This window comes from Microbacterium aurantiacum (assembly GCF_031625015.1).
Classification (GTDB): Bacteria; Actinomycetota; Actinomycetes; order Actinomycetales; family Microbacteriaceae; genus Microbacterium; species Microbacterium aurantiacum.
On the sequence record NZ_JAHWXH010000001.1, the window covers coordinates 1,508,231 to 1,533,790 of the forward strand.

Annotated in this window: 23 protein-coding genes; 19 read left to right on the forward strand and 4 right to left on the reverse strand. The window is 71.3% G+C overall.

The features are described from left to right. Positions 1 to 83: 83 nt before the first annotated feature. The 6 genes from KZC50_RS07000 (at position 84) to KZC50_RS07025 (ending at position 5,505) form a co-directional block, all read left to right on the forward strand. The gene (locus tag KZC50_RS07000; protein ID WP_310891156.1) at positions 84 to 767 is read left to right on the forward strand and encodes a GTP cyclohydrolase II; all 684 of its coding nucleotides are present in this window, start codon (positions 84 to 86) and stop codon (positions 765 to 767) included. Between the two features lie 30 nt (positions 768 to 797). After that, positions 798 to 1,772 carry an arsenic resistance protein gene (locus KZC50_RS07005; RefSeq protein ID WP_310891157.1) on the forward strand — a complete coding sequence of 325 codons (975 nt, stop codon included), beginning with the start codon at positions 798 to 800 and terminating at the stop codon, positions 1,770 to 1,772. Between the two features lie 61 nt (positions 1,773 to 1,833). Next, a complete protein-coding gene (locus KZC50_RS07010; RefSeq protein WP_310891158.1) occupies positions 1,834 to 2,799 on the forward strand; it encodes a TIGR03885 family FMN-dependent LLM class oxidoreductase in 966 nt (321 codons plus the stop codon). Then, the gene (locus tag KZC50_RS07015) at positions 2,796 to 4,454 is read left to right on the forward strand and encodes an alpha-amylase family protein (protein WP_310891159.1); all 1,659 of its coding nucleotides are present in this window, start codon (positions 2,796 to 2,798) and stop codon (positions 4,452 to 4,454) included. Before KZC50_RS07010 ends, KZC50_RS07015 begins: the two co-directional genes overlap by 4 nt. A gap of 94 nt (positions 4,455 to 4,548) precedes the next feature. Continuing rightward, complete coding sequence (locus KZC50_RS07020) at positions 4,549 to 5,094, forward strand: pyridoxamine 5'-phosphate oxidase family protein (RefSeq protein ID WP_310891160.1); 546 nt, start codon at positions 4,549 to 4,551, stop codon at positions 5,092 to 5,094. 12 nt (positions 5,095 to 5,106) lie between these two features. Further along, positions 5,107 to 5,505, forward strand: coding sequence for a PPOX class F420-dependent oxidoreductase (locus KZC50_RS07025; protein ID WP_310891161.1), 399 nt, complete (start codon positions 5,107 to 5,109; stop codon positions 5,503 to 5,505). A gap of 19 nt (positions 5,506 to 5,524) precedes the next feature. On the opposite strand, the gene KZC50_RS07030 is transcribed toward KZC50_RS07025, so the two are convergent. Continuing rightward, on the reverse strand, positions 5,525 to 6,712 hold the full coding sequence (locus tag KZC50_RS07030; RefSeq protein ID WP_310891162.1) for a CaiB/BaiF CoA transferase family protein: 1,188 nt from the start codon (positions 6,710 to 6,712) through the stop codon (positions 5,525 to 5,527). A 62-nt stretch (positions 6,713 to 6,774) separates the two neighbouring features. Here KZC50_RS07030 and KZC50_RS07035 point away from each other — a divergent pair, with 62 nt between their 5' ends. The 10 genes from KZC50_RS07035 to KZC50_RS07080 all read left to right on the forward strand — a co-directional run bounded on the left by KZC50_RS07035 (position 6,775) and on the right by KZC50_RS07080 (position 15,535). Next, positions 6,775 to 7,959, forward strand: a complete 1,185-nt coding sequence (locus tag KZC50_RS07035) for an acyl-CoA dehydrogenase family protein (RefSeq protein WP_310891163.1) — start codon at positions 6,775 to 6,777, stop codon at positions 7,957 to 7,959. A 97-nt stretch (positions 7,960 to 8,056) separates the two neighbouring features. Beyond that, positions 8,057 to 8,872 (forward strand): protocatechuate 3,4-dioxygenase subunit beta, encoded by an 816-nt coding sequence (gene pcaH, locus KZC50_RS07040; RefSeq protein ID WP_053548857.1) that lies wholly within the window; start codon positions 8,057 to 8,059, stop codon positions 8,870 to 8,872. Further along, the gene (gene pcaG / locus KZC50_RS07045) at positions 8,872 to 9,441 is read left to right on the forward strand and encodes a protocatechuate 3,4-dioxygenase subunit alpha (RefSeq protein ID WP_310891164.1); all 570 of its coding nucleotides are present in this window, start codon (positions 8,872 to 8,874) and stop codon (positions 9,439 to 9,441) included. Before pcaH ends, pcaG begins: the two co-directional genes overlap by 1 nt. Next, entirely contained in the window at positions 9,431 to 10,810 is a 1,380-nt protein-coding gene (locus KZC50_RS07050) for a lyase family protein (protein ID WP_310891165.1), read from the forward strand. The genes pcaG and KZC50_RS07050 overlap by 11 nt, the downstream gene beginning before the upstream one ends. Next, positions 10,807 to 11,640 carry an alpha/beta fold hydrolase gene (locus KZC50_RS07055; RefSeq protein WP_310891166.1) on the forward strand — a complete coding sequence of 278 codons (834 nt, stop codon included), beginning with the start codon at positions 10,807 to 10,809 and terminating at the stop codon, positions 11,638 to 11,640. The genes KZC50_RS07050 and KZC50_RS07055 overlap by 4 nt, the downstream gene beginning before the upstream one ends. Beyond that, positions 11,637 to 12,047 carry a 4-carboxymuconolactone decarboxylase gene (pcaC, locus tag KZC50_RS07060; RefSeq protein WP_301135536.1) on the forward strand — a complete coding sequence of 137 codons (411 nt, stop codon included), beginning with the start codon at positions 11,637 to 11,639 and terminating at the stop codon, positions 12,045 to 12,047. The genes KZC50_RS07055 and pcaC overlap by 4 nt, the downstream gene beginning before the upstream one ends. Before the next feature lie 104 nt (positions 12,048 to 12,151). Continuing rightward, positions 12,152 to 12,892, forward strand: a complete 741-nt coding sequence (locus KZC50_RS07065) for a 3-oxoacid CoA-transferase subunit A (RefSeq protein ID WP_301135534.1) — start codon at positions 12,152 to 12,154, stop codon at positions 12,890 to 12,892. Beyond that, on the forward strand, positions 12,889 to 13,560 hold the full coding sequence (locus tag KZC50_RS07070) for a 3-oxoacid CoA-transferase subunit B (protein WP_236967319.1): 672 nt from the start codon (positions 12,889 to 12,891) through the stop codon (positions 13,558 to 13,560). Before KZC50_RS07065 ends, KZC50_RS07070 begins: the two co-directional genes overlap by 4 nt. Next, a complete protein-coding gene (locus KZC50_RS07075) occupies positions 13,557 to 14,723 on the forward strand; it encodes a thiolase family protein (protein ID WP_236967320.1) in 1,167 nt (388 codons plus the stop codon). Before KZC50_RS07070 ends, KZC50_RS07075 begins: the two co-directional genes overlap by 4 nt. Positions 14,724 to 14,761: 38 nt before the next feature. Then, positions 14,762 to 15,535, forward strand: coding sequence for an IclR family transcriptional regulator domain-containing protein (locus tag KZC50_RS07080; protein WP_231718053.1), 774 nt, complete (start codon positions 14,762 to 14,764; stop codon positions 15,533 to 15,535). Between the two features lie 15 nt (positions 15,536 to 15,550). Here the strand turns inward: KZC50_RS07080 and KZC50_RS07085 are convergent, their stop codons facing one another. From KZC50_RS07085 to KZC50_RS07095, 3 genes are all read right to left on the reverse strand, one after another. Further along, complete coding sequence (locus tag KZC50_RS07085; protein ID WP_301135530.1) at positions 15,551 to 15,892, reverse strand: DUF2834 domain-containing protein; 342 nt, start codon at positions 15,890 to 15,892, stop codon at positions 15,551 to 15,553. A gap of 135 nt (positions 15,893 to 16,027) precedes the next feature. Continuing rightward, positions 16,028 to 17,299, reverse strand: a complete 1,272-nt coding sequence (locus KZC50_RS07090; RefSeq protein ID WP_310891167.1) for an MFS transporter — start codon at positions 17,297 to 17,299, stop codon at positions 16,028 to 16,030. A gap of 154 nt (positions 17,300 to 17,453) precedes the next feature. Next, a complete protein-coding gene (locus tag KZC50_RS07095; RefSeq protein WP_053548846.1) occupies positions 17,454 to 18,368 on the reverse strand; it encodes an oxygenase MpaB family protein in 915 nt (304 codons plus the stop codon). Positions 18,369 to 18,516: 148 nt separating this feature from the next. Between KZC50_RS07095 and KZC50_RS07100 the strand changes: the two genes are divergently transcribed. The 3 genes from KZC50_RS07100 to KZC50_RS07110 all read left to right on the forward strand — a co-directional run bounded on the left by KZC50_RS07100 (position 18,517) and on the right by KZC50_RS07110 (position 25,539). Beyond that, positions 18,517 to 22,035: a family 43 glycosylhydrolase gene (locus KZC50_RS07100; protein ID WP_310891168.1), complete on the forward strand. Its 3,519-nt coding sequence runs from the start codon at positions 18,517 to 18,519 to the stop codon at positions 22,033 to 22,035. Positions 22,036 to 22,337: 302 nt separating this feature from the next. Continuing rightward, a complete protein-coding gene (locus KZC50_RS07105; protein WP_236967326.1) occupies positions 22,338 to 22,493 on the forward strand; it encodes a hypothetical protein in 156 nt (51 codons plus the stop codon). Positions 22,494 to 22,614: 121 nt separating this feature from the next. After that, entirely contained in the window at positions 22,615 to 25,539 is a 2,925-nt protein-coding gene (locus KZC50_RS07110) for a family 43 glycosylhydrolase (protein WP_310891169.1), read from the forward strand. Positions 25,540 to 25,560 lie beyond the last annotated feature (21 nt).

The following is a 25,560-nucleotide window of genomic DNA, read 5'->3' on the forward strand; positions in this document are numbered from 1 at the left end:
ATAATCAGCGAGACGACCGGCTTGCACTCCCGCATCGCGGTCGCACGAACGCCGCATCGCGGTCACCGAACGAGGGAGCCCCCATGTCACAGGCCCGCCCCGCCGATGTCCACCCGGCCGAGATCACCCCGCTGACCGAGGCGCAGGTGCGCACTGCGGTGACCATCCCGCTGCGGTTCTCCGACGGGTACACCGCTCCCGCGCGGGTGCTCACCTTCACCGGCTTGGTCGACGGCGCCGAGCACCTCCTCCTCGCCTTCGGCGACGCGGTGAATGACGACGGCGAGGTGACCCCCGGCGCGGACGTCCTCATCCGCATGCACAGCGAGTGCCTCACCGGAGACGTCTTCGGCTCGGAGCGGTGCGACTGCGGACCTCAGCTGCGCGAGGCCGCCGAGCGCCTGAACGACGCGGGCGGCCTGCTCCTCTACCTCCGCCAGGAGGGCCGCGGGATCGGCCTGTACGCGAAGCTCGACGCCTACGCGCTGCAGGATGCCGGCCTCGACACCTACGACGCGAACACCGCGCTCGGCCACGGCGAAGACGAACGCGACTACACCGCCGCCGCCCAGATGCTGCGCGCGGTCGGGGTCGACGGCATCCGTCTCCTGACGAACAACCCCGACAAGGCCGCGCAGCTCTCGGCGCTCGGGATCGACGTGGTCGATGTCGTCCGCACCGGCGTCCACGTCACCGCGTCCAACGCCCGGTACCTGGAGGCCAAGCGCGACCGGACCGGGCACCTGCTGGAGCTCCCCGCGGCGTGAAGGACGCTCCACCCGGGCCATGATGGAGCGGTGACCCCCGTCGCCGCGACGCTCGAACGCCACCAGGTGGCGCTGTGCCTCGCGGCGATCGCCGGGGGAGCCGCCGTCGGCATCCTCGCCCCGGCGACCGCTCCCGTCGTCGCACCGGCGATCACCCCGGTCATCGCCCTCCTCCTCTTCGCCACGTTCCTCGGCGTGCCGTTCCGGACGCTCGGGACGGCGCTGCGCGACACGCGCTTCGCCGCCACGGTGCTCGCCGTCAACTTCCTCGTGGTGCCGCTGGTCGTCTTCGCCCTCAGCCGCGTGGTCGCCGCCGAGGAGGCGGTGCTCGTCGGGGTCCTGCTGGTGCTGCTGACGCCGTGCGTCGACTACGTCATCGTCTTCGCCGGTCTCGCCGGCGGTGCGCGCGACAAGCTCCTCGCGGCGACGCCGCTGCTGATGGTGGTGCAGATCCTCCTCCTGCCGCTGTATCTGCTCCTCATGGCGGGCCCCACGATCGTCGGCGCGTTCGATCTCCGACCGTTCGTCGAGGCCTTCCTCCTGCTCATCGCCCTGCCCCTGGGGGCGGCGGTCCTCGTGCAGCTGGGTGCCCGTCGCGTCCGCGTCATCGCGAGGATCCAGGATGCCGCAATCACCGCGATGGTCCCGCTGATGATGCTGACCCTCGCGGTGGTGGTGGCCTCGCAGATCGCCGATGTGGCCGGTCGGGCCGGTGCGCTCCTCGCCGTCGTCCCGGTGTACCTCGCGTTCACGGCGGTGATGGTTCCGCTCGGCATCGTCGCCGCCCGCGTCGCGGGCCTCGCCGTCCCCGAGCGGCGGGCGGTGGTCTTCAGCGGGGTGACGCGGAACTCCCTCGTCGTCCTGCCGCTCGCGCTCGCGCTCCCGGCCGGCTTCGCGCTGACGCCGCTCGTGGTGGTCACCCAGACGCTCGTCGAGCTCGTCGCGATGGTCGTCCTCGTCGCCGTCGTCCCGCGCCTGGTGCGGCATCCGTCGCCGTCTGCCTAGCCGAAGCGCAGACCGGCCGCAAGCCTCCGCCGCTCGGGCGTTCGGGCGCGAGGGTGGGGGAATGGATGTCATCGGCTATCACGCCTCGCACGAGCAGTTCCCGCCGAGCGCCCTCCTCGAGTGGGTCGCCCTCGCGGAGCAGGCCGGTTTCGACGCCGCGATGTGCTCGGACCACCTCGCCCCGTGGGGCGTGCGCCAGGGTGAGTCCGGGTTCTCGTGGAGCTGGCTGGGGGCGGCACTCGCGCGCACCTCGTTCTCGATCGGGTCGGTCTCGTCGCCCGTGCAGCGCATGCACCCGGTCGTCTCGGCGCAGGCGATCGCGACGCTGGAGGAGATGTTCCCGGGGCGGTTCTGGACGGCGCTCGGCAGCGGTGAGGCGCTCAACGAGCACGTGACCGGCGACGGATGGCCGGAGAAGCCCGAACGCGACCGGCGCCTGGACGAAGCGCAGTCCGTCATCGCCCGACTCCTCGCCGGCGAGAAGGTGACGCACGACGGCCGTGTGCGCGTGCACGAAGCGCGCCTGTGGACGCTCCCGGAGACACCCCCGCCGCTGTTCGCCGCCGCGGTCAGCGTCGAAACCGCCGTCCGCGTGGCCCCCTGGGCGGACGGCCTCGCCACCGTCGCCCAGCCGCGGGAGACGCTCGAGCGGGTGCTTACCGGCTACCGGGATGCCGGGGGCCGCGGTCCCGCCGCCCTCCAGGTGCACGTCTGCCTGACCGATGATCTCGACGCTGGCATGCGTACCGTGCGCGATCAGTGGCGTCACGGCGCCCTTCCGCCGACGCGGCTGTGGGACATCTCCACTCCGGAGGAGTTCGATGCCGCGGCCTCGGACGTCACCGACGAGGAACTCCGCGAGAGCGTCCTGATCTCTGACGACGCCGACGAGCTCGCCGCCCGGATCGCCGATCTCGTCTCGGTCGGCTTCGACCGCGTCTACCTCCACGAGGTCGGCCCGGACCAGCGCTCGTTCATCGAGCGCGCCGGCCGCGAGCTCCTCCCGGCCCTGCGAGCGATCGCATGAAGCCCGCGGACACCGCCGACCTCTGGTGGAAGTCGGCGATCTACTACTGCCTCGACGTCGAGACCTACCTCGACGCCAACGGCGACGGCATCGGCGACCTCGAGGGCCTCGCGGAACGCATCGACTACCTCGCCGACCTCGGCATCTCGTGCCTGTGGCTGATGCCGATCTACCCGACACCCGACCGCGACGACGGGTACGACGTCAGCGACTTCTACGGCATCGACCCTCGGCTGGGCACCCACGGCGACCTCGTGGAGGTCATCCGGATGGCGCGGGATCGCGGCATCCGAGTGATCGTCGACCTCGTGGTCAACCACACGTCCGACCGACATCCGTGGTTCGTCTCGGCCCGGCGCAGCCGCACCTCGCCCTACCGCGACTTCTACGTCTGGACCGATGAGGCTCCCGCCGATGCACCGAACATGATCTTCCCGGGCGAGGAAGATTCGATCTGGGAGTACGACGAGAAGACCGAGCAGTACTTCCTGCACACGTTCTACCGGCACCAGCCCGATTTGAACATCGCCAACCCGAAGGTCCGCGACGAGATCGCGAAGGTCATCGGCTTCTGGGTGAAGCTGGGCATCTCGGGTTTCCGCGTGGATGCCGTGCCCTTCCTCATCGAACCGCCCGAGGGTGAGGACATGGGCGACCCGCACGCGTTCCTCCGCGACCTGAAGCGCTTCCTCCGGCGGCGCAGCAGCGAGTCGATGCTGCTGGGCGAGGTCAACCTGCCCTACGACGAGCAGCTGGAGTACTTCGGCGGTCCTGAGGGTGGCGAGCTCGACCTGCAGTTCGACTTCGTGGGGATGCAGGCCCTCTACCTCTCGCTCGCCCGGCGCGACACGACGCCGCTCCGCACGGCGCTCGAGGCGCGGCCGGATCTGCCGATCGAGGCGGGCTGGGCGAACTTCGTCCGCAACCACGACGAGCTCACCCTCGACAAGCTCAGCGACGAGGAGCGGGAGGAGGTCTTCGCCGCGTTCGCGCCCGACGAGAGCCAGCGCATCTACGACCGCGGGATCGTCAAGCGTCTGCCGACGATGCTCGACGGCGACCCGCGTCGCATCCGGATGGTCTACAGCCTCATGTTCTCCTTGCCCGGAGCCCCCGTGCTCTTCTACGGCGAGGAGATCGGGATGGCCGAAGACGCGCGCGTCACGGATCGCCTCGCCGTCCGCACCCCCATGCAGTGGACCGCGGAGACGAAGGGCGGCTTCTCCACCGCGGCGCCCTCGAAGTGGCCGGGCCAGTTCCCCGAGGACGGCTACGCGCCGCGTTTCGTCAACGCCGCCGCCCAGCGGAACGACCCCGACTCGCTGCTGCAGTTCGTGCGTCACCTCACCTCGCGCTACCGCACGAGCCCCGAGATCGGGTGGGGCGAGCTGCGCATCCTCGCGCAGGAGAACGACGCCCTCCTCGTCCACGGGGTGCGCAGCGACCTCGGCCACCTCATCGCGGTCCACAACTTCGACGACGTGCCGTGCGTGGCGCGCATCGACGTCGGCGACGAGCCGGAGGGCACGGTCCTCAGCGACCTCTTCGGCGCGGGCGTGCATCGCGCGGACGACGCCGTGGTCGAGATCGATGTGGCCCCGTTCGGCTGGCACTGGTTCCGCGTGCATCGGCCGGGGGAGGAGATCCTCGTCTGATCCGTTCCTCGTCCGGTGGGCGTGGGACGAAGGGCCTTGAACGGACGGCCCCACCGGCGTTGACTGGATCTCCGGACGTTCATAGGAGGTCGGTATGCACGCGCCATCACCCGAAATGGAAGTGCTCGAGGTCGCCGAGTGCTGGCGTCTGTTGCGCATCGGCCATCTGGGCCGGATCGCCGTCGTCGAGCCCGACGGCTCGCCCGACCTCTTCCCGGTCAACTACGTCGCCGGCGCCGACGCGCTGTTCCTCCGCACCGCGCCGGGCGCGAAGCTCGATGCGTTCGCCGCGGGGCGGCCGGTCGCCTTCGAGATCGATCGGGAGAATCACGGAGACGTGTGGAGCGTGGTCGTCCGGGGTCGCGCGCGCATCCTCGACACGGATGCCGAGGTCGAGGCATCCGGAGTCCGGGGTCTGCGCTCGGCGGGGTCGTGGGTGAAGAACGAGGTGGTCCGGGTCGATCCTGACCGCGTGAGCGGGCGCCGCTTCCTCCGTGCGTCCCGGAGCGCGGCGTCCGGGTCGGCGGGGGTGGGGGTGTCCGCACCCGCGTCCGCCGCGCTCGCAGGCCACGCCGGCCACGACGGCAAACCCAAGCCGATCCCGCACCTGCCGCCGCGCCCCGGGGGCTCCGCGGTGTGATCGAATGAACGGGTGTCCACGCTTGCGGATCTGACCGAGGACGGGCGACGTTTCGTCTCCGACCGCCACCTGGCCACCCTGTCGACCATCGGCCCGACCGCACTCATCCACGCGGTCGCCGTCGGGTTCACGGTGGCCGACGGGGTCGTGCGGATCATCACCGGCGACGGGACGCAGAAGGTCCGCAACGTCGAGCGCGACGGCCGGGCGACGGTCGCGCAGGTGTCGGGGCCGCAGTGGCTGAGCATCGCCGGACGCGCGGTGATCGAGCGCGATCCCGCTGCCGTGCGGCGCGCCGAGGAGCTCTACACCGAGCGCTACCGGCCGCCGCGGGTGAATCCGAAGCGGGTCGTGATCCGCATCGACCCCGAGCGTGTGATGGGGTCGTCGGGGCTGTTCGACGCCTCCTGACCCGCGCCCCCGGGAGGAGTCAGCCGGGGTCCGCCGCCAGCCAGCGCAGGATCCGGTCGCGGTCGGCGTCGCGCTCCGGGGGAGCTTTCGAGTAGTCGAGGTCGCCGCTCGACCAGCGGATCGGATGCCGGACGGTGGGGACGCCGCTCTCCGCCGGGCCCGCGGTGACCACCGGGTCGAGCCCGAGCTCATCGGCCATCCGGATGCCTCCGGCGATGTCGTTGAGCGGTCCGCAGGGCACGCCTGCATCCCGCAGTCGGGCCGACCACTCCGCCGCGGGTCGCGCCCGCAGCGCCTCGGTGAGGAGGGTGTGCAGGATCTCGCGGTGCGCGTTGCGCGCGGGCATCGTCGCGAACCGGGCATCCTCGACGAGATCGGGGGTCTCCAGCGCCTCGCACAGCTGCGCGAACTGCCGATCGTTGCCCACCGCGATGACGAGGGTGCCGTCCGCCGTGGCGAAGGGCTCGTAGGGTGCAAGGCTCGGGTGCGCGTTGCCGAGCGGGCCGGGGCTCGCGCCCGCGGCGAGCACCGCCGACGCCTGGTTCACCAGGCCCGACAACGCGGAGGTCAGCAGGTCCACCTCGACGCGCTGGCCTTCTCCCTCGCGCTCCCGTGCGTGCAGGGCGCCGAGTATGCCGACAGCGGCATGGAGGCCGGCGAGCACGTCGACGACGGCGACACCGACCTTCGTCGGCGGTCCGTCCGGATCTCCGGTGACGCTCATGAGACCCGACGCCGCCTGGGCGAGGAGGTCGTAGCCGGGGAGGGCGGCACCGGCGCCGGAGCCGAACCCGGTGAGCGAGGCGACGATCAGCGACGGATGCCGCGCCCGCACGCTCGCGGCGTCCAGGCCGAACCGTGCGAGCGCGCCAGGACGGAAGTTCTCGACCATCACATCGGCGCGCGCGACGATCCGATGGGCGATCGCGAGGTCGCCGGCATCCGCGAAGTCCAGGCTGAGGGCGAACTTGTTGCGGTTGACCGAGAGGAAGTACGTGCTCTCGTCGCCCCGGACCGGAGGTCGCCACCGGCGGGTGTCGTCGCCGCCGGGCGACTCGACCTTCACCACCAGCGCCCCCATGTCGGCCAGCAGCATGGTCGCGTAGGGGCCCGCGAGGACGCGGCTGAAGTCCGCCACGACGACGCCCGCGAGCGGACCGTGCGTCGGTCGGTCGAACGCGCGGGCGAGCTCGGCGGGATCGATCATGGGATCCATCTTGCTCGCCCGTCTGCGGGCGTGGTGGTGCACACTCGAAGCGGAGGCGCGACATGACCGACACATCCGCGGCGGACCTCCGCCGTGCCCTGGACCTCATGGACATCGAGTCGGAGTTCACCGACGAGGAGCGGGCGGGCAGGGACCGCGTGCGGGACTTCGTCGACCGCCGCATCCGCCCGCATATCGCGGACTGGTACGACCGGGCGCACTTCCCCCGCGAGCTGATCCCCGAGATGGCCGAGCTCGGGCTCCTCGGGATGCACCTGCACGGCTACGGCTGCGCGGGGCGCTCGGCGGTGGAGTACGGCCTGGCGATGGCCGAGCTCGAGGCCGGGGACTCCGGCATCCGCACCTTCGTGTCGGTCCAGGGGTCGCTGGCGATGTCGGCCATCGCGAAGCACGGCACCGAGGCGCAGAAGCAGCGGTGGCTTCCCGGCATGGCGGCGGGGGAGATCATCGGATGCTTCGGTCTCACCGAACCGGACGCCGGGTCCGACCCGGGCGGGATGGCCACGACCGCGCGTCGCGACGGCGACGGCTGGGTCATCGACGGCTCCAAGCGCTGGATCGGGCTCGCGTCCATCGCCGACGTCGCCGTCGTCTGGGCGCGGGCGGAGGACGGCGTGCGCGGATTCCTCGTCCCGACGGACACCCCCGGCTTCACGGCCGTCCCCATTCCGGCGAAGCTGTCGATGCGCGCGTCCATCCAGTGCGACGTCACGCTCGAGGGGGTGCGGGTCCCCGCCGATGCGATGCTCGAGGTACGCGGGCTCCGCGGCCCTTTCTCGTGCCTCAACGAGGCACGGTACGGCATCGCGTGGGGGGCGGTCGGTGCGGCGCGGGATTCCGCCGAGCAGGCGCTCGCCTACGCCCTCGCGCGCCGCCAGTTCGATCGCCCGATCGCGTCGTTCCAGCTCACGCAGCGGAAGATCGTCGAGTGGGCTCTGGAGATCCAGAAGGCGCAGCTCCTCGCCCTCCGGCTCGGACGACTGAAGGATGCCGGGCGGCTGGAGCACCACATGATCTCGGTGGCGAAGCTCAACAACACCCGCGCGGCGATCGAGATCGCCCGCGACGCGCGCACGGTCCTCGGCGGGAACGGCGTCACCCTGGAGTATTCGCCGCTGCGCCACGCGAACAACCTCGAGTCCGTCCGCACGTACGAGGGCACCGACGAGGTCCACACGCTGATCCTGGGGGAGCGGATCACGGGAATCCCGGCCTTCCGCGGCTGAGGGCGATCTTCATTCCCATTAGATGGGAATGCCTCCATCGTGCGCGCGGTCCCGCCGCACGATGGAGTGCCCGATCGTCATGTCGAGGGAGACATCCATGACCGAGACCCCGTCCGCGGCCGCGCCGGAGACGCTGCTGGCGTCGCCGGACCAGGTGAGCCAGGCTGCCATCACGCAGGAGATCATCGACGCGCACGCCGCGGCGGAGCGCCGGGTGGCGGCGGGGGAGGACGTCCCCGCCACCCTCTACGACTTCCCGCCGTACCGGTCCAGCATCCTGCGGCATCCGACGAAGAACCCGAAGCTGGTCGACCCCGAGACGATCGAGCTGTTCTCGCCGGCGTTCGGGCAGCGCGACGTCGCCGCGATCGAGTCCGACCTCACCCTGCAGCACACCGGCGAGCCGCAGGGAGAGCGCATCACCGTCAGCGGCACGGTGCGCGACTCGTGGGGACGCCCGGTGCGCAACCAGCTCGTGGAGATCTGGCAGGCCAACGCCGCCGGACGCTACATCCACCAGCGCGACCAGCACCCCGCGCCGCTGGACCCGAACTTCACCGGTGCCGGACGCATCGTCACCGACGACGCCGGCGCGTACCACTTCACCACGATCAAGCCCGGCGCCTACCCGTGGAAGAACCACGTCAACGCGTGGCGGCCCGCCCACATCCACTTCTCGGTGTTCGGATCGGCGTTCACGCAGCGGATCGTCACCCAGATGTACTTCCCCGGCGACCCCCTGTTCGCGCTCGACCCGATCTACAACACCATCCGCACCCAGAAGGACCGCGATCGCCTGGTGGGCGTCTACGACCACGACCTCACCGTCCCGGAGTTCTCCATGGGGTTCCGGTTCGACATCGTCGTGGACGGTCCCGACGCGACGTGGTTCGAGAACGAGGGAGACCACTGATGAGCGAGCAGCCCGAGACCCGCGAACGCCTCGCCCCGACCCCCGGGCAGACCGTCGGGCCCTTCTTCGCCTACGGCGTGGAGTACCCGAAGATGAACCAGGTCGTCTTCCCGCACTCCCCGGGGTCGATCGTGCTGCGCGGCACCGTCACCGACGGGAACGGCCAGGCGATCCCCGACGCGTTCATCGAGATCTTCTCCGCCGACACCGACGGCTCCGTGCCGCGGGCGCGGGGGGCGTTCCGGCGCGACGACCACACCTTCACCGGCTTCGGGCGCACCTTCACCACCGACGACGGGCACTGGGAGTTCTGGACGCGGAACCCCGGCGCCCAGGAGGGCAAGGCCCCCTTCATCGCCGCGATCGTCTACGCGCGGGGCCTGCCGAACAAGCTGCACACGCGCATCTACCTCCCGGACTCGCCCGAGCTCCTCGCCGCCGACCCGTTCCTGTCCTCGTTGACCCCAGAGGAGCGCGATAGTCTCATCGCAACGCGCACGCCCGACGGCGGACTCCACTTCGACATCCGGCTGCAGGGCGAGAAGGAGACCGTCTTCCTTGCCTTCTGACGTCCCCGGATTCGATCTGGGACTGCTCTCGCCGGTCACCGCCGGCCACGACGACCTCGTCTCCGACCGGCTCTTCCTCGATGCACTCGTCTCCGCCGAGGTGGCGCTCGTCGAGGCGTACGGCACGATCGGTCTCGCGCCCGCCGAGGCCGTCGCTGCGATCCGGGAGGAGTTCCGCGCGGATCGCGGCATCCGTCCGTCCTCGGGCATCGACGCGGCGGCACTCGCCACGGATGCCGTGGCCGGAGGCAATCCGGTCATTCCGCTGGTCGGGGTGATGAAGGCGCGTGTGCCCGCGGACGCGCGGGAGTGGGTCCACCGGGGCGCGACGAGTCAGGACATCTGGGACTCGGCGATCATGATCGTCGCCAAGCGCGCCGTCGAGCAGGTGTCGCGTTCCGTCCGCAACGCGCAGGAGTGGCTGCTGCAGCTCGCCGAGCGACACCGCGATGACGTCGTCGTCGCGCGCACGCTCACGCAGCACGCCGTCCCCACGACCTTCGCCCTGCGGGCGGTGAACTGGCAGCGGGGTCTGCGCCGCGCGGCCGCTCGGCTGGACGCCCTGGAGTTCCCCGCGCAGCTCTCCGGCGCCGGCGGGACCCTCGCCTCCTTCGTGGAGGTCGCCGGTTCGCCGGCACAGGCGGAGCAACTCGTCGCATCGTTCGCGGAGCATGCCGGGCTGGATGCCCCCGACGGGCCCTGGCACGTGCTGCGTCATCCCGTGACCGAGATCGGCGACGTGCTCGTCCAGGCCGTCGATGCGCTCGGCAAGCTCGCCGCGGATGTCGCGACCCTCAGCCGCACCGAGATCGGCGAGGTCGCCGAGGGCATCGCCGGCGGGTCCTCCGCGATGCCGCAGAAGCAGAATCCCGCCGAGGCCGTGCTCATCCGCTCCGCCGCCCTGCGCGCGCCGCAGCTCGGCGCGACGCTCCACCTCGCCTCCGCGCTCGCGGTGGACGAGCGGCCCGACGGTGCGTGGCACGCCGAGTGGCCGACGCTCCGGGAGCTCCTGCGACTCGCGCTCGGTGCCGCATGGCACGCCGCCTCCCTCACCGCCCATCTCCGGGTCGACGCGGTGGCCGCGGCGGCGCACCTGGACGACACCGGGGGGCTCGTGCTCGCCGAACGTCTCTCCCTGGTCCTCGGCCCGCGCGTCGGACGCGAGGAAGTCGCCGAGCTGGTCGCCCGCGCAGGCGCGGGGGAGGACCTCGCCGATCTGGTCCGAGGGCTCATCGTCCGGCACGATCTCGACCTCGACGCCGGCACCCTGCTCGACCCGGCGGGCTACACCGGACTCGCCGATGCCCTGGTGGACCGCGCCCTGCACGCCGACCGCCGCATCGCCGCTCCCCGCGAGGAGGACGCATGACCGTCCCGACCCTGTCGTTGACCGCCCCCGTGGGCCCCGCCGGGGCGCCGCTGGTCGTTCTCGGACCCTCGCTCGGCACCTCCACGATCCTCTGGGAGGACGTCGTCCCCGCGCTCGCCGCGCGGAACCGCGTCGTGGCGTGGGACCTTCCCGGACACGGCGCCTCCGCGCCGGCCGACGCGCCCTTCTCCGTCGCCGACCTCGCCGACGCCGTCGCCGAGGGAGTGCGGGCGCTCGCCGACGGCCCCGTCTCCTACGCCGGAGTGTCGCTCGGGGGTGCGGTGGGCCTCGAGCTCGGCCTCCGGCATCCGGAGCTCGTCGACCGGCTCGCGATCGTCGCCTCGGGCGCACAGCTCGGCGATCCCGAGGCCTGGCACGAGCGCGCAGCGACCGTCCGCGCGCAGTCGACGTCGGTCCTCATCGTCCCGTCGGCGCAGCGCTGGTTCGCGCCGGGATCGATCGAGCGCCGCCCCGAGCTCTCCGGGCGCCTCCTGCATGCGCTCCGCGACGCCGACGCCGAGAGTTACGCGCGGTGCTGCGAGGCGCTCGCCGACTTCGATGTGCGCGCGCGCCTGTCGGATCTCCGGATGCCGGTCCTGGCGCTGTGGGGCGAGCACGACGCCGTCGCCCCCGAGGCGAAGGCGCGCGAGATCGGCGACGGGGTCGCCCACGGACGCATCTCGCGCCTCGCGGGGGTCGCGCACCTCCCGCCCGCGGAGGATCCCGGTGCGACGGCGGCGGCGTTGGCGGAGTTCTTCGGGCCGACCTCCGCTTCCGGCGGTCGTGACCGCGGCCGCGACGACCACGGGCGAGACGAGGAGCAGCGATGACCGGGACGACGCGACCGGGCGGCGACGGCCTCACCGACGCACAGCGCCACGCGCAGGGCATGGGGGTGCGTCGCGAGGTGCTCTCCGACGCCCACGTCGACCGCGCGATCGCGGCCACCACGCCCCTCACCGCCGACTTCCAGGACCTCATCACCCGGTACGCCTGGGGTGACATCTGGTCGCGCCCGGGACTGGACCGCCGCGCGCGGTCGGTCGCGGTGCTCACCGCGCTCATCGCCCTCGGGCACCATGAAGAGCTCGCGATGCACCTGCGCGCAGCGCGGCGGAACGGGCTGAGCATGGAGGAGATCCAGGAGGTCATCCTCCAGTCCGCGATCTACTGCGGCGTCCCGGCGGCGAACACCGCCTTCCGCATCGCCTCGGAGGTCTTCGCCGCCGGCGAGTGACCCGCTCCCCGTCTCCTCCGCTCTGGCGCGGAGGTGCTGTGCGGCGTACACTGATCGTCATGCGCACACATGTGCGCAATGCGAACACTTCTCGAGGAGGCGACGTGATCGACAAGACCGTGACGGATGCCGCGGCCGCAGTGGCCGGCATCCCCGACGGCGCGACCGTCATGATCGGCGGGTTCGGCCGGGCAGGGCAGCCCGTCGAGCTCATCGATGCGCTCATCGCCCAGGGGGCCGACGACCTCACGATCGTCAACAACAACGCGGGCAACGGCGACACCGGCCTCGCCGCGCTCCTCGCCACCGGTCGGGTCCGCAAGATCATCTGCTCCTTCCCGCGCCAGCACGATTCATGGGTCTTCGACGACCTCTACCGGGCGGGTCGCATCGAGCTCGAGCTCGTTCCGCAGGGCAACCTCGCCGAGCGCATGCGGGCCGCGGGCGCCGGGATCGGGGCCTTCTTCTCACCGACCGGTGTCGGCACGCAGCTCGCCGAGGGCAAGGAGGTGCGCTCCATCGACGGCCGGGACTACGTCCTCGAGTACCCGATCCGCGCAGACTACGCCCTGATCTCCGCGCTCGCCGGCGACCGCTGGGGCAACCTCGTCTACCGCAAGACCGCACGTAACTTCGGTCCCGTCATGGCCACGGCCGCGACCACCACAGTCGCCCAGGTCGACCGGATCGTCGACCTCGGCGCCCTCGACCCGGAGGCGATCGTGACCCCCGGCATCTTCGTCGACCGGCTGGTCGCCGTCGGCGAGCGCCGGTGGCTGGAGGGCGGACAGTTCCGAGGCGGCGTCGACATCGAAGGCCGCCCGACCGAAGGAGAAGCACGATGACCGCGAGCCGGATCTCCCGTGACGACCTCGCGCGCCTGATCGCCGCCGACATCCCGGAGGGGGCCGTGGTCAACCTCGGCATCGGTGCACCGACGCTCGTCGCCGACTACCTCCCCGAGGGGCGCGAGATCATCCTGCACACCGAGAACGGGATGCTGGGCATGGGTCCGGCGCCCGCTCCGGATGCGATCGACCCGGACCTCATCAACGCGGGGAAGCAGCCCGTGACCGAGCGCCCCGGCACCGCCTACTTCCACCACGCCGACTCGTTCGCGATGATGCGCGGCGGGCACCTCGACGTGTGCGTACTCGGTGCGTTCCAGGTCTCCGAGAACGGCGACCTCGCCAACTGGTCGACGGGCGCCCCGGGGGCGATCCCCGCCGTCGGAGGCGCGATGGACCTCGCCATCGGTGCGAGGGACGTCTTCGTGATGACCGACCTGCTGACGAAGCAAGGCGGCGCGAAGCTCGTCGCGGCGTGCACCTACCCGCTCACGGGCGTGGGCTGCGTCAGCCGCGTCTACACCGACCACGCCGTCTTCGACGTCACCCCCGACGGGTTCCGGGTGCGACAGCTGTTCGGCGAGAACACGGTCGAGCTCCTGGAGGAGCTGACGGGACTGCGGCTGCAGCATCCGATCGAGAAGGAAGAGGACGTTCCCGCATGAGCACCTACATCCACGACGCCGTCCGGACCCCGTTCGGTCGCGCCGCCGGCGCCCTCTCGGGCGTGCGGCCCGACGACCTGGCCGCGGTGGCGCTGAAGGCGATCGTCGAGCGCTCCGGTCTCGACCCCGCCCGCATCGACGACGTGATCCTCGGGGATGCGAACCAGGCGGGGGAGGACAACCGCAACGTCGCCCGCATGAGCGCGCTCCTCGCCGGGTATCCCACCTCGGTCCCGGGTGTGACGGTCAACCGCCTGTGCGGCTCGAGCGTCGAGAGCGTCATCCAGGGCTCGCGCGCCATCGAGGCCGGCGACGCCCGTGTGATCGTCGCCGGCGGCGTCGAGTCGATGAGCCGCGCCCCGTTCGTGGTCGAGAAGTCCCCCCGCCCGTGGCCGGCGGTGGGGAACCAGACCCTGTGGAACACCGCGATCGGCTGGCGCATGACCAACCGGGCCCTCGGGACGGAGTGGACGATCTCCAACGGGGAGTCGGCGGAGAAGCTCGCGCGAATCCACGGCATCTCCCGCGAGGCCCAGGACGCCTTCGCCCTCCGCAGTCACCGCCTGGCCGCGGCCGCATGGGAGTCCGGCGCGTACGACGCCGAGATCGTCCAGGTTCCCGGACACGAGCTCGCCCGGGACGAGGGCATCCGCTCCGACACGACGCTCGAGCGCCTCGCGGGACTGAAGGCCCTCTTCGCCGCGGACGGCAGCGTGACCGCCGGGAACTCCTCCTCGATCAACGACGGGGCCTCGGCGCTGCTCCTCGCGGGCGAGGGAGAGCTCGACGGCGAGCCGCTCGCCCGCATCGCCGGTCGCGCGGCCTTCGGGAACGACCCGGACGTGTTCGGCGTCGCGCCGGTGGAAGCCGCCAACCGGGCCCTCGCCCGCGCGGGCAAGACGTGGGCCGACGTGGACCTCGTCGAGCTCAACGAGGCCTTCGCGTCGCAGAGCCTGGCGTGTCTGCAGCTGTGGGACGAGCTCGATCCCGAGATCGTCAACATCCACGGTGGCGCGATCGCCATCGGGCACCCGCTCGGCGCCTCGGGCGGGCGCATCATCGGGCACGCCGCCCACGAGCTCGCCCGTCGCGGCGGGGGTGTCGCGGTCGCGGCCCTGTGCATCGGCGTCGGCCAGGGGCTCGCGGTCGTCCTCGAGCGGTGAGTGCGGCGGCGGGTCCGCTCCCCGGTACCGTGGGGGGCGTGCGGGAATCAGCGGACTTCGTGCAGTCCCTCGCGCGGGGCCTCGGCGTCATCCGCGCGTTCGACCGCGACCATCCCTCCCTGCGCCTCAGTGACGTCGCGCGTCGCGCGGACCTCACCCGGGCTGCGGCCCGGCGGTTCCTGCTCACGCTGGAGGAGCTCGGCTACGTCCGCTCCGACGACGGGGTGTTCTCGCTGACGCCGCGGGTGCTCGAGCTCGGATTCAGCTACCTCTCCGCCGCCCGGCTCCCCGCCCTCGTGCAACCTCACCTGGTCGACCTCGCCGAGCGGATCGACGAGAGCGCGTCGGCGGCGGTGCGCGACGACACCGACATCGTCTACGTCGGTCGTGTCGCCCCGCGCCGCATTATGAGCGTCGGCATCACCGTCGGCACACGCTTCCCCGCCGCCTCGACGAGCATGGGGCGCGTGCTGCTCGCGGCGCTCGACGACGACGCGGTGCGCGCGATCCTGGAGCGCTCGACGCTCGAGGCGCACACCGCCGCCACGCTGACGGATCCCGACGACCTCCTCCGCGCGGTGGCGCTCGTGCGGGCGCAGGGGTGGGCGCTCGTGGACGGTGAGCTCGAGACCGGCCTCCTCTCCGTCGCCGCTCCCGTCCACGATGCCCGCGGGCGGGTCATCGCCGCGGTCAATGTCGCCCTCCCCTCGGCGCGGATCGGCGCCGACCGGGCGCGGAGCGACATCCTCCCCGCGCTCGTGGAGACGGCTCGCCGCATCGACGAGGACCTCCGGCTCCAGCACCCGGGGTGATCCTCGCGCCGCGCGCTAGGACTGCGCGCGGGCGAGCTCGGTGATCCGCCGCTGACGCATCGCCAGGAAGAGCGGGAAGGTGAAGGCGAACGCCGTGAGCGCGGAGCCCACGACGTAGAGCCAGCCGAAGCGCATCCGCAACCTGCGTGCTTCCACGAGGATGAAGACGCTCCCGGCGACCGCGACGACGAGGAGGTCGACGGTGATCGACGACACCGCGGGGCCGCTCGTGACGAGGTCCGTGACGAAGTCGTTCATCTGCACGATCGCGAGCGCGTTGAACCACCACGTCCCCACGAGGCCGACGACGGCGATGACGAGATAGGCGATCGCGAGCGGCGTGAGGTGGCGGGTCATGGGCGCATTCTCGCGCGGATGCCGGGGCCCGCGGCATCCGCCACGCCTTTCGTGTGGCGCTCGTGGCCCCTTCGACGCGCGCGAGGGGGCCGCACACGCCACTTGAGCGTCTGCGGCTGCGGGGTCAGCGCGGGGTCAGCGACGGACGAGGGCTGAGGCGATCCCGGCGCCGAGGACGACCGCGGCCGCGACGATCGGCGCGATCAGGGCGAAGGAGGCCCCGCCCGCTTCGGCGACCAGCCCCGTCACCGCCGCACCCGCGGACTGGCCGACGACGACACCCGAACCGAGCATCGTCATCACCGTCGAGGACCGGCCGCGCGGGCTGTGCCGGGCGGCGAGGCTGTACTGCGTCACGAGGGTCGGGCCGATGCCGATGCCGATGAGCAGCAGGCACAGGGCCATGCCGACGACGTCCTGGGCGAGGGGCAGCGTGAGGGTGCCGGCGAACAGGATCGACCCGAACACGAGCCACCGCGCGGTGAGGGTGAAGCGCGCCGGGAACAGGGCGACGCCGAGCGCGAGGGCGGCGGAGCCGATTCCCATCGCGCCGTAGACGAGGCCCGCCTGCTCGGGAACGCCGCGCTCGTCCATGAACGCCGTGAGGGAGGTGAGCATCGTCCCGAAGAACAGGCCCATGCCGAGCGCTCCGAGGACGGTGGTCACGAGGGCCGGTGCGGCGAGCTCGCGCGCGGGCGCCTGGACGATGTCGGTGACCGCGGTGATGGCCTGACCGCCGTCCGTGCGGACGGGCGCGGGACCGGCGGATGCCGGGTGCGCCGTCGCGGTGCGTCCGGTGGGGTGCAGGGCGAAGGCCGTGACGAAGACGAGGGCGAGCACCGCGGCACCGACGACGGGAGCCACCGGGTTCAGGGTCGTGGCGAGGAGTCCGACGATGACGGGACCGAAGACGAAGACGATCTCGTCGGCCGCGGACTCGTATGCCATCGTGCCGTTCAGCACCTTCTCGCGGCGATCGCGGGCGAAGGCGCGTCCGATGATGCCGACCAGGCGGCTGCGGGAGAGGGGCGCGACCTGCGGCATCGACGCGCCGATCGCGAACGCGACGGCCAGGAGCACGGCATCCGGAGCGGGCGAGAAGGCCAGCCACGACAGGGCGAGCAGGAGGAGGGCGTTGGCGGTCCCCGCGACGAGGAGCACCGGGCGCTGGCCGAACCGGTCGGCGGCGGCCCCGAGGAGCGGGCCGATGAGGGCGGTGCCGAGGCCGGTGGCGGCGGAGGTGAGCCCGCCGAGGGCCAGCGACCCGCGCGCGGCGACGATGAGCGTCAGGATCCCGACGACCAGCATCGCGAACGGCAGGCGCGCGATGAGGGCGATGGGGAAGTAGGCGACCCCCGCTTCGCGGAGGAGGGACGTGCGTGGTGGTGCGGCGATCGTCTTGTACATCTGCTTCCTGTGTCTCGCGCCGCGGGTCGCCGCGGCTTGTCGTGCCGCCTTCGTCCCGCGTCGGGCCAGGTAGATGCACCCCGGATCAACCTTCGATGCTAGAGGGTGCACATGGGAGAGTGCTGGGCGGGGGCCCGCCCCCGGCATCCGCGGGTCAGGATGCCGGTTCGACCCCGAGGCGCCGCAGGCGCCGCCGCGCGAAGTCCTGGGCGCGCGGCCCCTCCCCGAGGGCGCGCGCCGACACCGCCAGGACGACGCGGGTGAGCGTGATCGCGGGCCACCACACGCGCCGGAGGCCCAGGATCCTTCGGTACTCGCGGGGGAGGCTCGCGACGGCGGCGGCGAAGAGGATGCGATACGCCACACGCATCGCGCCGGGGAAGCGGATGCCGCGGAGGAAGCGCACCACGTCGTCGACCCGCTCGTCGCGACGGAGCTCGCCGCGGTCCAGGAACCCCCGCAGCCGTGTACGCAGCTCCGCCTCGGTCCGGGGCGGATCGGTGAGTCCCATGAGCTCGCCGGCTCGGCTCCACTCGGCCACGTACGCATCGGCACCGCCGGGAATCGGTCCGCCCCAGCGCTGGTGGCTGCCGAGGAAGGCGTCCGTGAAGGCGATGTGGACCCACTCGACGAGGTCGGCGTCGCCGGCGGAGTACTCCCGCGGCCCGTCGGCGGCGTCGTAGGTGCCGCGCACCCGCTCGTGCAATCGCGCGACGCGTCCGGTCTCGCGGTCGGCCTGCGCCGTCGAGCCGTAGGTCACGCAGAGGATCCAGCGCACCGTTCCGACCAGGCGGCCCGCCGGGTCCTCGCGGTAGCGCGAGAACTCGTGGACGCCCGCGAGCGCCCCGGGATGGAGGGCTTGGAGGAGCAGGGCACGGATACCGGCGACGAGGGTTCCGAGCCCCGCGTGCACCGTCCACACCGCGCCGCCGTCGCGGAAGTAGCCCGCGTCGTCGCCCTCGGCGAGGGCTCGCACCCACGGCGGCTGGCCGGCGGGGTCGCCCGACAGCGTCGTCAGCAGGCGCGCGCGGAGGGGCTCGCGAGGGGTGGTTCGAGGGGCGGAAGGCACCCTCCCAGCGTGCCACGCACATCGGACCCGGGGTCCGGAAAAGGGTGGTGTCCCCGCTTGGTTACCGCTAACGTGAGCGATAACAGCCGCGCTGACGCGGACCGCCGGTCGGTTCATCCCGGCCGCAGAGAACTCGATGGAGAGTCCGATGCCCACACCTCCGCGTGCGCGTTCCGTCGTCGTGGCGGCGGCGGTCGCCGCCCTGATCGCCGGCCTCGGAGTGACCGCCCCGGCGGCCGCCGACATCCCGTCCGACGGGCTCGTCGCCTCATACGACTTCGGGCAGAGCACCGGCGCGAGCGTCCCCAACGCCGTCGTCGACGCGGGAGTGGGCGTGGGCGCCGCGACCGTCCGCAACCTGCAGCCCTCCGACTGGACCGGCTCATCGCTCACGCTCCGCGGCGGGGCGAAGACGTCGTCCGGCAACTGGGTGGAGCTGCCGGACGATCTGCTGGCCGACGCGACCTCGGCGACGGTGGTCGCGGAGGTGCGGGCGTCACAGGCGATGCTCGGCGGCTTCCACTTCCTGTGGAACATCGGCAACGAATCCGCCGCGACCGAGTACTTCTTCGCCTCCCTCAACTGCGGCTCGGGCCGATCCCCTCTCGTCGGGCTGAAGACGGCGGGCGTGGAGCGACTCGTCTCGAGCGGATCCTGCGGCGTCGCCGCGGACGAGTGGGTGAACGTCGCTTCGGTGATCGACGGCGACGCCGGCCGCGCGGCGCTGTACCTCGACGGCATCCGTGTCGCCGAGGGTGCGATGGCCGGCACCCCCGCGGACGTGGCGGATCAGTCGCTCAACACCATCGGGCGTGCGCCGTGGCCGGACCCCCTGTTCCAGGGGGCGATCTCGTCGTTCCACGTCTACGAGCGTGCACTGGAGGCGTCCGAGATCGCCGAGCTCTCCCTCGCGGATGCCGGACCCCACGTCGACCATCTCCGTGCCCGCGCGCAGCAGCTGCTCGACGGACTCCCGGTGTCGGACCTCACGACGAGCACCGACATCGACCTGCCCACGGCGAGCGGACGCGTCACGTGGGTCTCGAGCGCCCCGGAGGTGGTCGCGCCCGACGGCGCGGTCACCGCCCCGCTGATCGGCGCGGAACCCGTGGAGGTCATCCTGACGGCGACGGCGACCGTCCGCGGCCAGGAGGCGACGACGTCGATCACGGTGACCGTGGAGCCTTCGACCGAGACGGCCCAGGAGCGCGTGGACCGCCTCGCAGGGCTGTTCGTCATCCCGGCCCAGGTGGCCGCGGGCGACACCCTTCCCGCCGCTCCGCCCGGCATGACCGTCGACGTCGTCGACGACCCGGACGCGGTGCTGGAGGGGGATGTCTTCGCGGCGGACGAGACCACCGACGCGGCCGTCGAGGTGCGCGTCACCGATTCCGCGACCGGTGCGATCAGCGAGCGCCGCTTCGCCGTCCGCGTCCTGGCCGCGAGCGAGGCCACCCGCGTCCTCGCCTATCACCGCACTCCCACGAGCGCCGCGGTCGCCAACAACGCCGATGTCGCGCTCAGCATGCACCTCGCGCTCGCCGACGGCGACGGGTGGACGCCGCTGAACGAGAACTACGGCATCTTCTTCCCGAGGACCTCGGCCGAGATCCCCGCGGCGGGTCCGCGCGACGCCCTCATCCGGAGCCTTCGCGACCCGCACGTGTTCCATCTCGCCGACGGCGGCTTCGGTGTCGTCGCCACGCGGACGGCCCGCGGGGGCGCGGACGACGGAACGCGCGCATCGAGCGTGCTCTTCGCGCGGAGCGACGACCTGCGCACCTACGACGAGGTCGGCATGATCGACCTCGGGGTCACGGGCGGGGTCAACCGGCCGGCCGCCGTCTTCGACAGCGCGTCGGACCGCTACCTCCTGACCTGGACGAGCGACGCCGGGGTGTCGGTGTACACGTCTTTCGCGGATCTCACCGATCCGCAGTCGCAAGGCGAGGTGCGTCGCGGTGCCGTGTCCGCGATCACCGTCGAGGACGACGCGGATGTCGAGGACTACGCGGTCGGCAACGCCGTCGTCGTCGATCGCGCGCTCGCCCGCGCCCTGGAGGTGCGATTCGGGCGCGTGTCCAACACCACCGTTCAGGCGTTCGACCCCGTCGAACTCGTCGCCGGCGACGCGCTCGAGGCGGCCGCGCTCCCGGCACGCGCCGAACTCGCCTACACCGACGGCTCGACCGCCTCGCGCAGCATCGCCTGGGATGCGGCGTCCCTCGCCGCGGTCGACACCGACGTCCCCGGGACCTACACGGTCAGCGGCGAGCTGGAGGTGCCGCAATACGCGACCCCGTTCGCCGATGAACGCGCCGATCCGTCGATCTTCCGGTACGACCTCAACGGCGAGCAGAAGTTCCTGATGATCGCCACCGAGGACCTGTACGGCGCGAACATCGACCCGCAGGGTGGGGCGCACATGCCCATCCGGATCGCCGACCGCATCGAGGACCTCTCGGACGAGGCGTTGCGCGCCGGCCGCAACGTCGAGGTCGACCTTCTCCGTCGCGGCGACACCGACGCGGAGGGGCGGGTGATGACGGGGTGCTTCTGGGCCCCCGAGTACCACGTGATCGGCGGACGCCTGTCGATCCTGTTCATGCCCTGCTACGACGGCTCGAACGGTCGACCGGACATGTTCACCGGCCGCGCGAGCATCATGCAGCTGCAGCAGGACGCCCAGGGGAACGACCTCGATCCGGCCGTTCCCGGCAACTGGAGCAAGCCCCGCGAGGTGCGGACCGCCGAAGGCACGATTCTCAACCCCATCCAGGGCATCTCGCTCGACATGACCTTCTTCGAGGATTCGGGGACGTCGTACTACGCGTGGCAGATGCTCGGGTCGCTCTTCATCGCCGAGATGGATCCGACGGATCCCACCCGGCTGACCTCGCCTGCCGTGCGGCTGACGCCGCCGGAGTACGCGTGGGACAACCTCATCGCGGAGGGACCGAACGTCCACGCGCAGGACGGCACGCTCTTCATGATCTATTCGGGGTCCCTCGTGGGGGACTCCTACACCACCGGTCTGCTGACCGCGCCGGCCGGAGCGGGAGCCGACCTCACCGACCCCTCTCTGTGGACGAAGCTCGGCCATCCCGTTCAGAAATCCGGCCTCTTCAACGGGGAATGGCAGCTGGGGACGGGGCACGGGATGTGGTCGCGGGATGAGAACGACAATCTGCTCTACGTCTTCCACGCCCGGACCGACAACAACGGTCTGAGCGGCCGCGACACGTTCGTGCGGCGCGTGCACTTCGCCGCCGACGGGCTGCCGATCTTCGACATGGAGGCCGACGAGGAGGTCGCACCGGCCAATCGCGAGGTGCAGATCGAGATCGTCGTGCGTCCCGCCGCGGAGCCGGAACTGGAGGTCACCGCCGCGTTGTCGACACGCTGCCTGGCCGGCACGGTGCTACAGGGAGTGACCGTCGCGAACGATGACGACGTGCCCGCCGCCGTCACCATCCGGGGGCCGTATGGTTCGAAAACAATCGCGGCTCTGGCGCCGGGGAAGAAGGCGTCGTACAGCTTCACGACGCGCCAGAGCGCCGTCCCCGCGGCGGTGGTGACTGTGACCGCCTCGGCGACCGTCGAGGGCGTTCCGACGACGGTGGGCTTCGATCTCGCACACCCGGCGACCCTCTGCGGCGCGCGCTGAACACCGTGAAGGAATCCCAGACGGAAAGCACTTTCCGTCCACTCGTTCCGCGCTAGAGGCGGGCGTGCGCCCGTCGAGGGGACGCAGCCGAGGAGGAGGTGGCTGCGCTCCCTCATCGGCATGCCCGGACGCGGGCGGCGTACGCGTTTCGCGAGGGGAATGGACGGGGGAAAGTTTCGCGTAGGGGGTTGTGCCTTTCGCACTGTTAACGGTAACACTTAAGGGCGTTCACAGACTCGAGCTGCGGTCCCACATCGCGCAGCCCGCCATCCGCGTGACGACAGATACGAAGGAGTATCCGAATGGTCCCCGCTTCCCCCCATCGGCTCCGGCGCTCGACGCGTCAGGCCGAACTCCCCGCCGGAGAGGTCACCGTGACGGCATCGACGCCCTTCTCGCCCGTCACCGAGGAGTCGTCGGCGACGTACGACCACGCCGCGTTGTCCTGCGCCCGGTGAGTGCTGCGGGGGCGGAGTCGTCTCTCCGCCCCCGCGGGACCCCCACCTTGCCCCTGTACCCCCGCATTCCCCGCAAGAACCCCGCAGTCGGTTCCGACTGCGCCCGGCGAAGGAGCCACCGATGTCCCCATCCCTGTCCACACTGTCTCGCGGAGCGGTCTCCGCGCTCACGGCGGGCGCGCTGTTCGGAGCGCTGCTGATGCCGGTCCCCGCCGCCGCGGCGGCGGAGCCGTGGAACCCCGACTCCGCCTACACCTCGACCGACAACGGCGACGGCACCTACCGCGTGCCGTTGATGAACGCCGATGTGCCGGACGTGTCGGTGGAGCGGATCCCGGCGTCGGAGAACGACGAGGGACGCGACATCTACTACATGATCAGCACGACCATGCACCTGAGCCCGGGGGCGCCGGTGATGAAGTCGTACGACCTCGTCAATTGGGAGATTGTCAACTACGTCTTCAACCGCGCCGACATCGGCGACGACTTCTCGCTCCGCAACGGCCAGACCTCCTACGGTCAGGGCCAGTGGGCCTCGTCGATCCGGTACCACGACGGCACCTGGTACGTGGCCTTCAACACCAACAACCTCGGGGGGTCGTACCTCTACACGACCGATGACATCGACGACGGGGTCTGGGAGCGCACGAAACTGCCCGGGTCCTACCACGACCCGTCCCTGTTCTTCGATGTCGACGGAACGCCGTACATCTTCTACGGCTCGGGCTCCACGAGCGCGGTGCGTCTGAGCGCGGACTTCACGCAGGTGCTGCAGACCTACAACCAGATCATCCGCCCCGCCGACTATCCGGGGGCGCCGGTGGGCGGCCTCTTCGAGGGCGCGCAGGTCACCTACATCGACGGCAAGTACTACATCGTCATCATCACCTGGCCTTCCGGCCAGGGGCGCCAGGTGGTGCTGTTCCGCTCCGATCACCTCCTCGGCCGCTATGCCACCGAGGACGGTTCGAACCCGTACGAGGCGAAGGGGGTCCTCAACTCCAACGGCTTCGCGCAGGGGAGCCTCGTGCCGATCGAGGACGAGAGCGGCGCCCTGAACTACTGGGGCATGTTCTTCCGCGACACCTTCCCCACCGGTCGCATCCCCGCCCTCATCCCGGCGACGTGGGGCGAGGACGGCTGGCCGGTCTTCGGGAACAACGGCAGCGTCCCGGTGAACGGCTCGTTCGCCAAGCCCATCGAGTTGAGCCCGGCGGAGGAGACGCTCGAACGCCAGAAGAGCATCGTCACCTCCGACGACTTCGACAACGACGCACCGCACCGCGCCTACATGGACGAGATGTGGGACATCCCGTCCTCGCCGGAATACGACGACACGCTCCTCGGCGTCGATCTCATCCAGAACGGCGGCTTCGAGAACGGCACGACGGGCTGGTTCGCCAACGACACCGCGACCCTCTCGGCGTCGACGGATGCCGCCACCGGCGCCGGATCGATCGCGGTGACCGGTCGCCAGACGACGGGCTCCGGCCCCGCGCAGGACCTGTCCGGCAAGATCCAGGCGGGCATCACCTACGACGTCACGGCGAAGGTCAAGTACACCGACACCGCGAGCCCGGCGACGAAGCAGTTCTTCGTGACGGCGCGGTACGGCGCCGGCACGTTCACGAACCTCGCCACCGTCACCGCGCAGCGCGGGCAGTGGGCGACGATCACCGGATCGTTCACCGTTCCGGCGTCGCAGAACGTCGACGCCGTGAGGCTGTTCGTCGAGACGCCGTGGACGCAGAACCCGCAGTCCGCGCCGGCCACACACCTCATGGACTTCCAGGTGGACGACGTCACGCTCACCGGACGGCCGATCACGCGGGAGACCCCGCATCCGGATGAGATCGCGCCGACGGATTCGCGACTGGACATCCAGTGGCAGTGGAATCACGCGCCCGACAACCGCTACTGGTCGCTCACCGACCGCGACGGCTGGCTGCGCCTGACCAACGGCAAGACGGTCACCGGCGACTTCCGCCACGTCAAGCTCGCGAACGACGATCAGGTCACGTGGCTGGAGGAGACGCGAAACACCCTGTCGCAGCGTACGTTCGCGCCGAGCCAGTCGGTGGAGACGAAGTTCGACATCTCCGCGATGAAGGACGGTGACGTCGCGGGGCTCGCCGCCTACGCGCGGAACTTCTCCTACGTCGCCGTCAAACGGGTCGACGGAGTCAACACGATCGGTGTCGTCAATCGAACGACCCCCTTCACTGCGACGATCGACCACGCCGCCATCGAGAGCTTCGTGCCCGGCACCACCGCCGCGCTCGGTGACGCCACCGAGGTGCACCTGAAGGCCGACCTCGACTTCGCCAACCCGACCGGGCAGCTGTGGACGACGTTCCTCTACAGCCTCGACGGGGTCACGTGGACGCAGCTGGGCAACCGGGTGGGGCCGCAGAACCTCGACGGAGCCCTGACCCACTTCATGGGGCACCGTGTCGGTCTCTTCGCCTACGCGACCGAGGAAGCGGGCGGATGGGTCGACGTCGACCACTTCCTGCTGAGCGACGTCCGTTCGGCGCAGAACCTCCCGCTCGACACCACCGCGTTGGATGCCGCGATCGCGCATGCCGATGAACTGGACGCCGCGGACTACCCGGCAGATGCGTGGTCGGCGATGGAGCGGACGCTCGACAAGGCGGTCGCCGCACGCGCGGGGACGCTCGGGACCCAGAACCAGATCGACGCTCCCGAGCGCGCCCTGAGCCTGGAGCTCGCCCGCTTGGGAGTCCTGGTCGACGAGGCGCCGAAGCTCGACGTCACCCTGGTCGCGTCGACGCGCTGCCTCGCCGGCTCGGTGCTCGTCTCCGCGACCGTGCGCAACGACGAGGACGCCCCCGTGTCGGTGGAGATCGTGACCCCGTACGGCACGAAGAAAATCGCGTCCCTTGCGCCCGGGAAGGCCAGTTCGTACGCCTTCACGTCGCGTCAGGCCGTGATCCCCGCGGGGGAGGTGCGGGTGACAGCCACCTCCGGCGAGATCTCGACCGACCTCACCGAGAGCTTCACGGCGCGCAGCTGCACGTCGTGAGACACCACAACTGAATAGGGA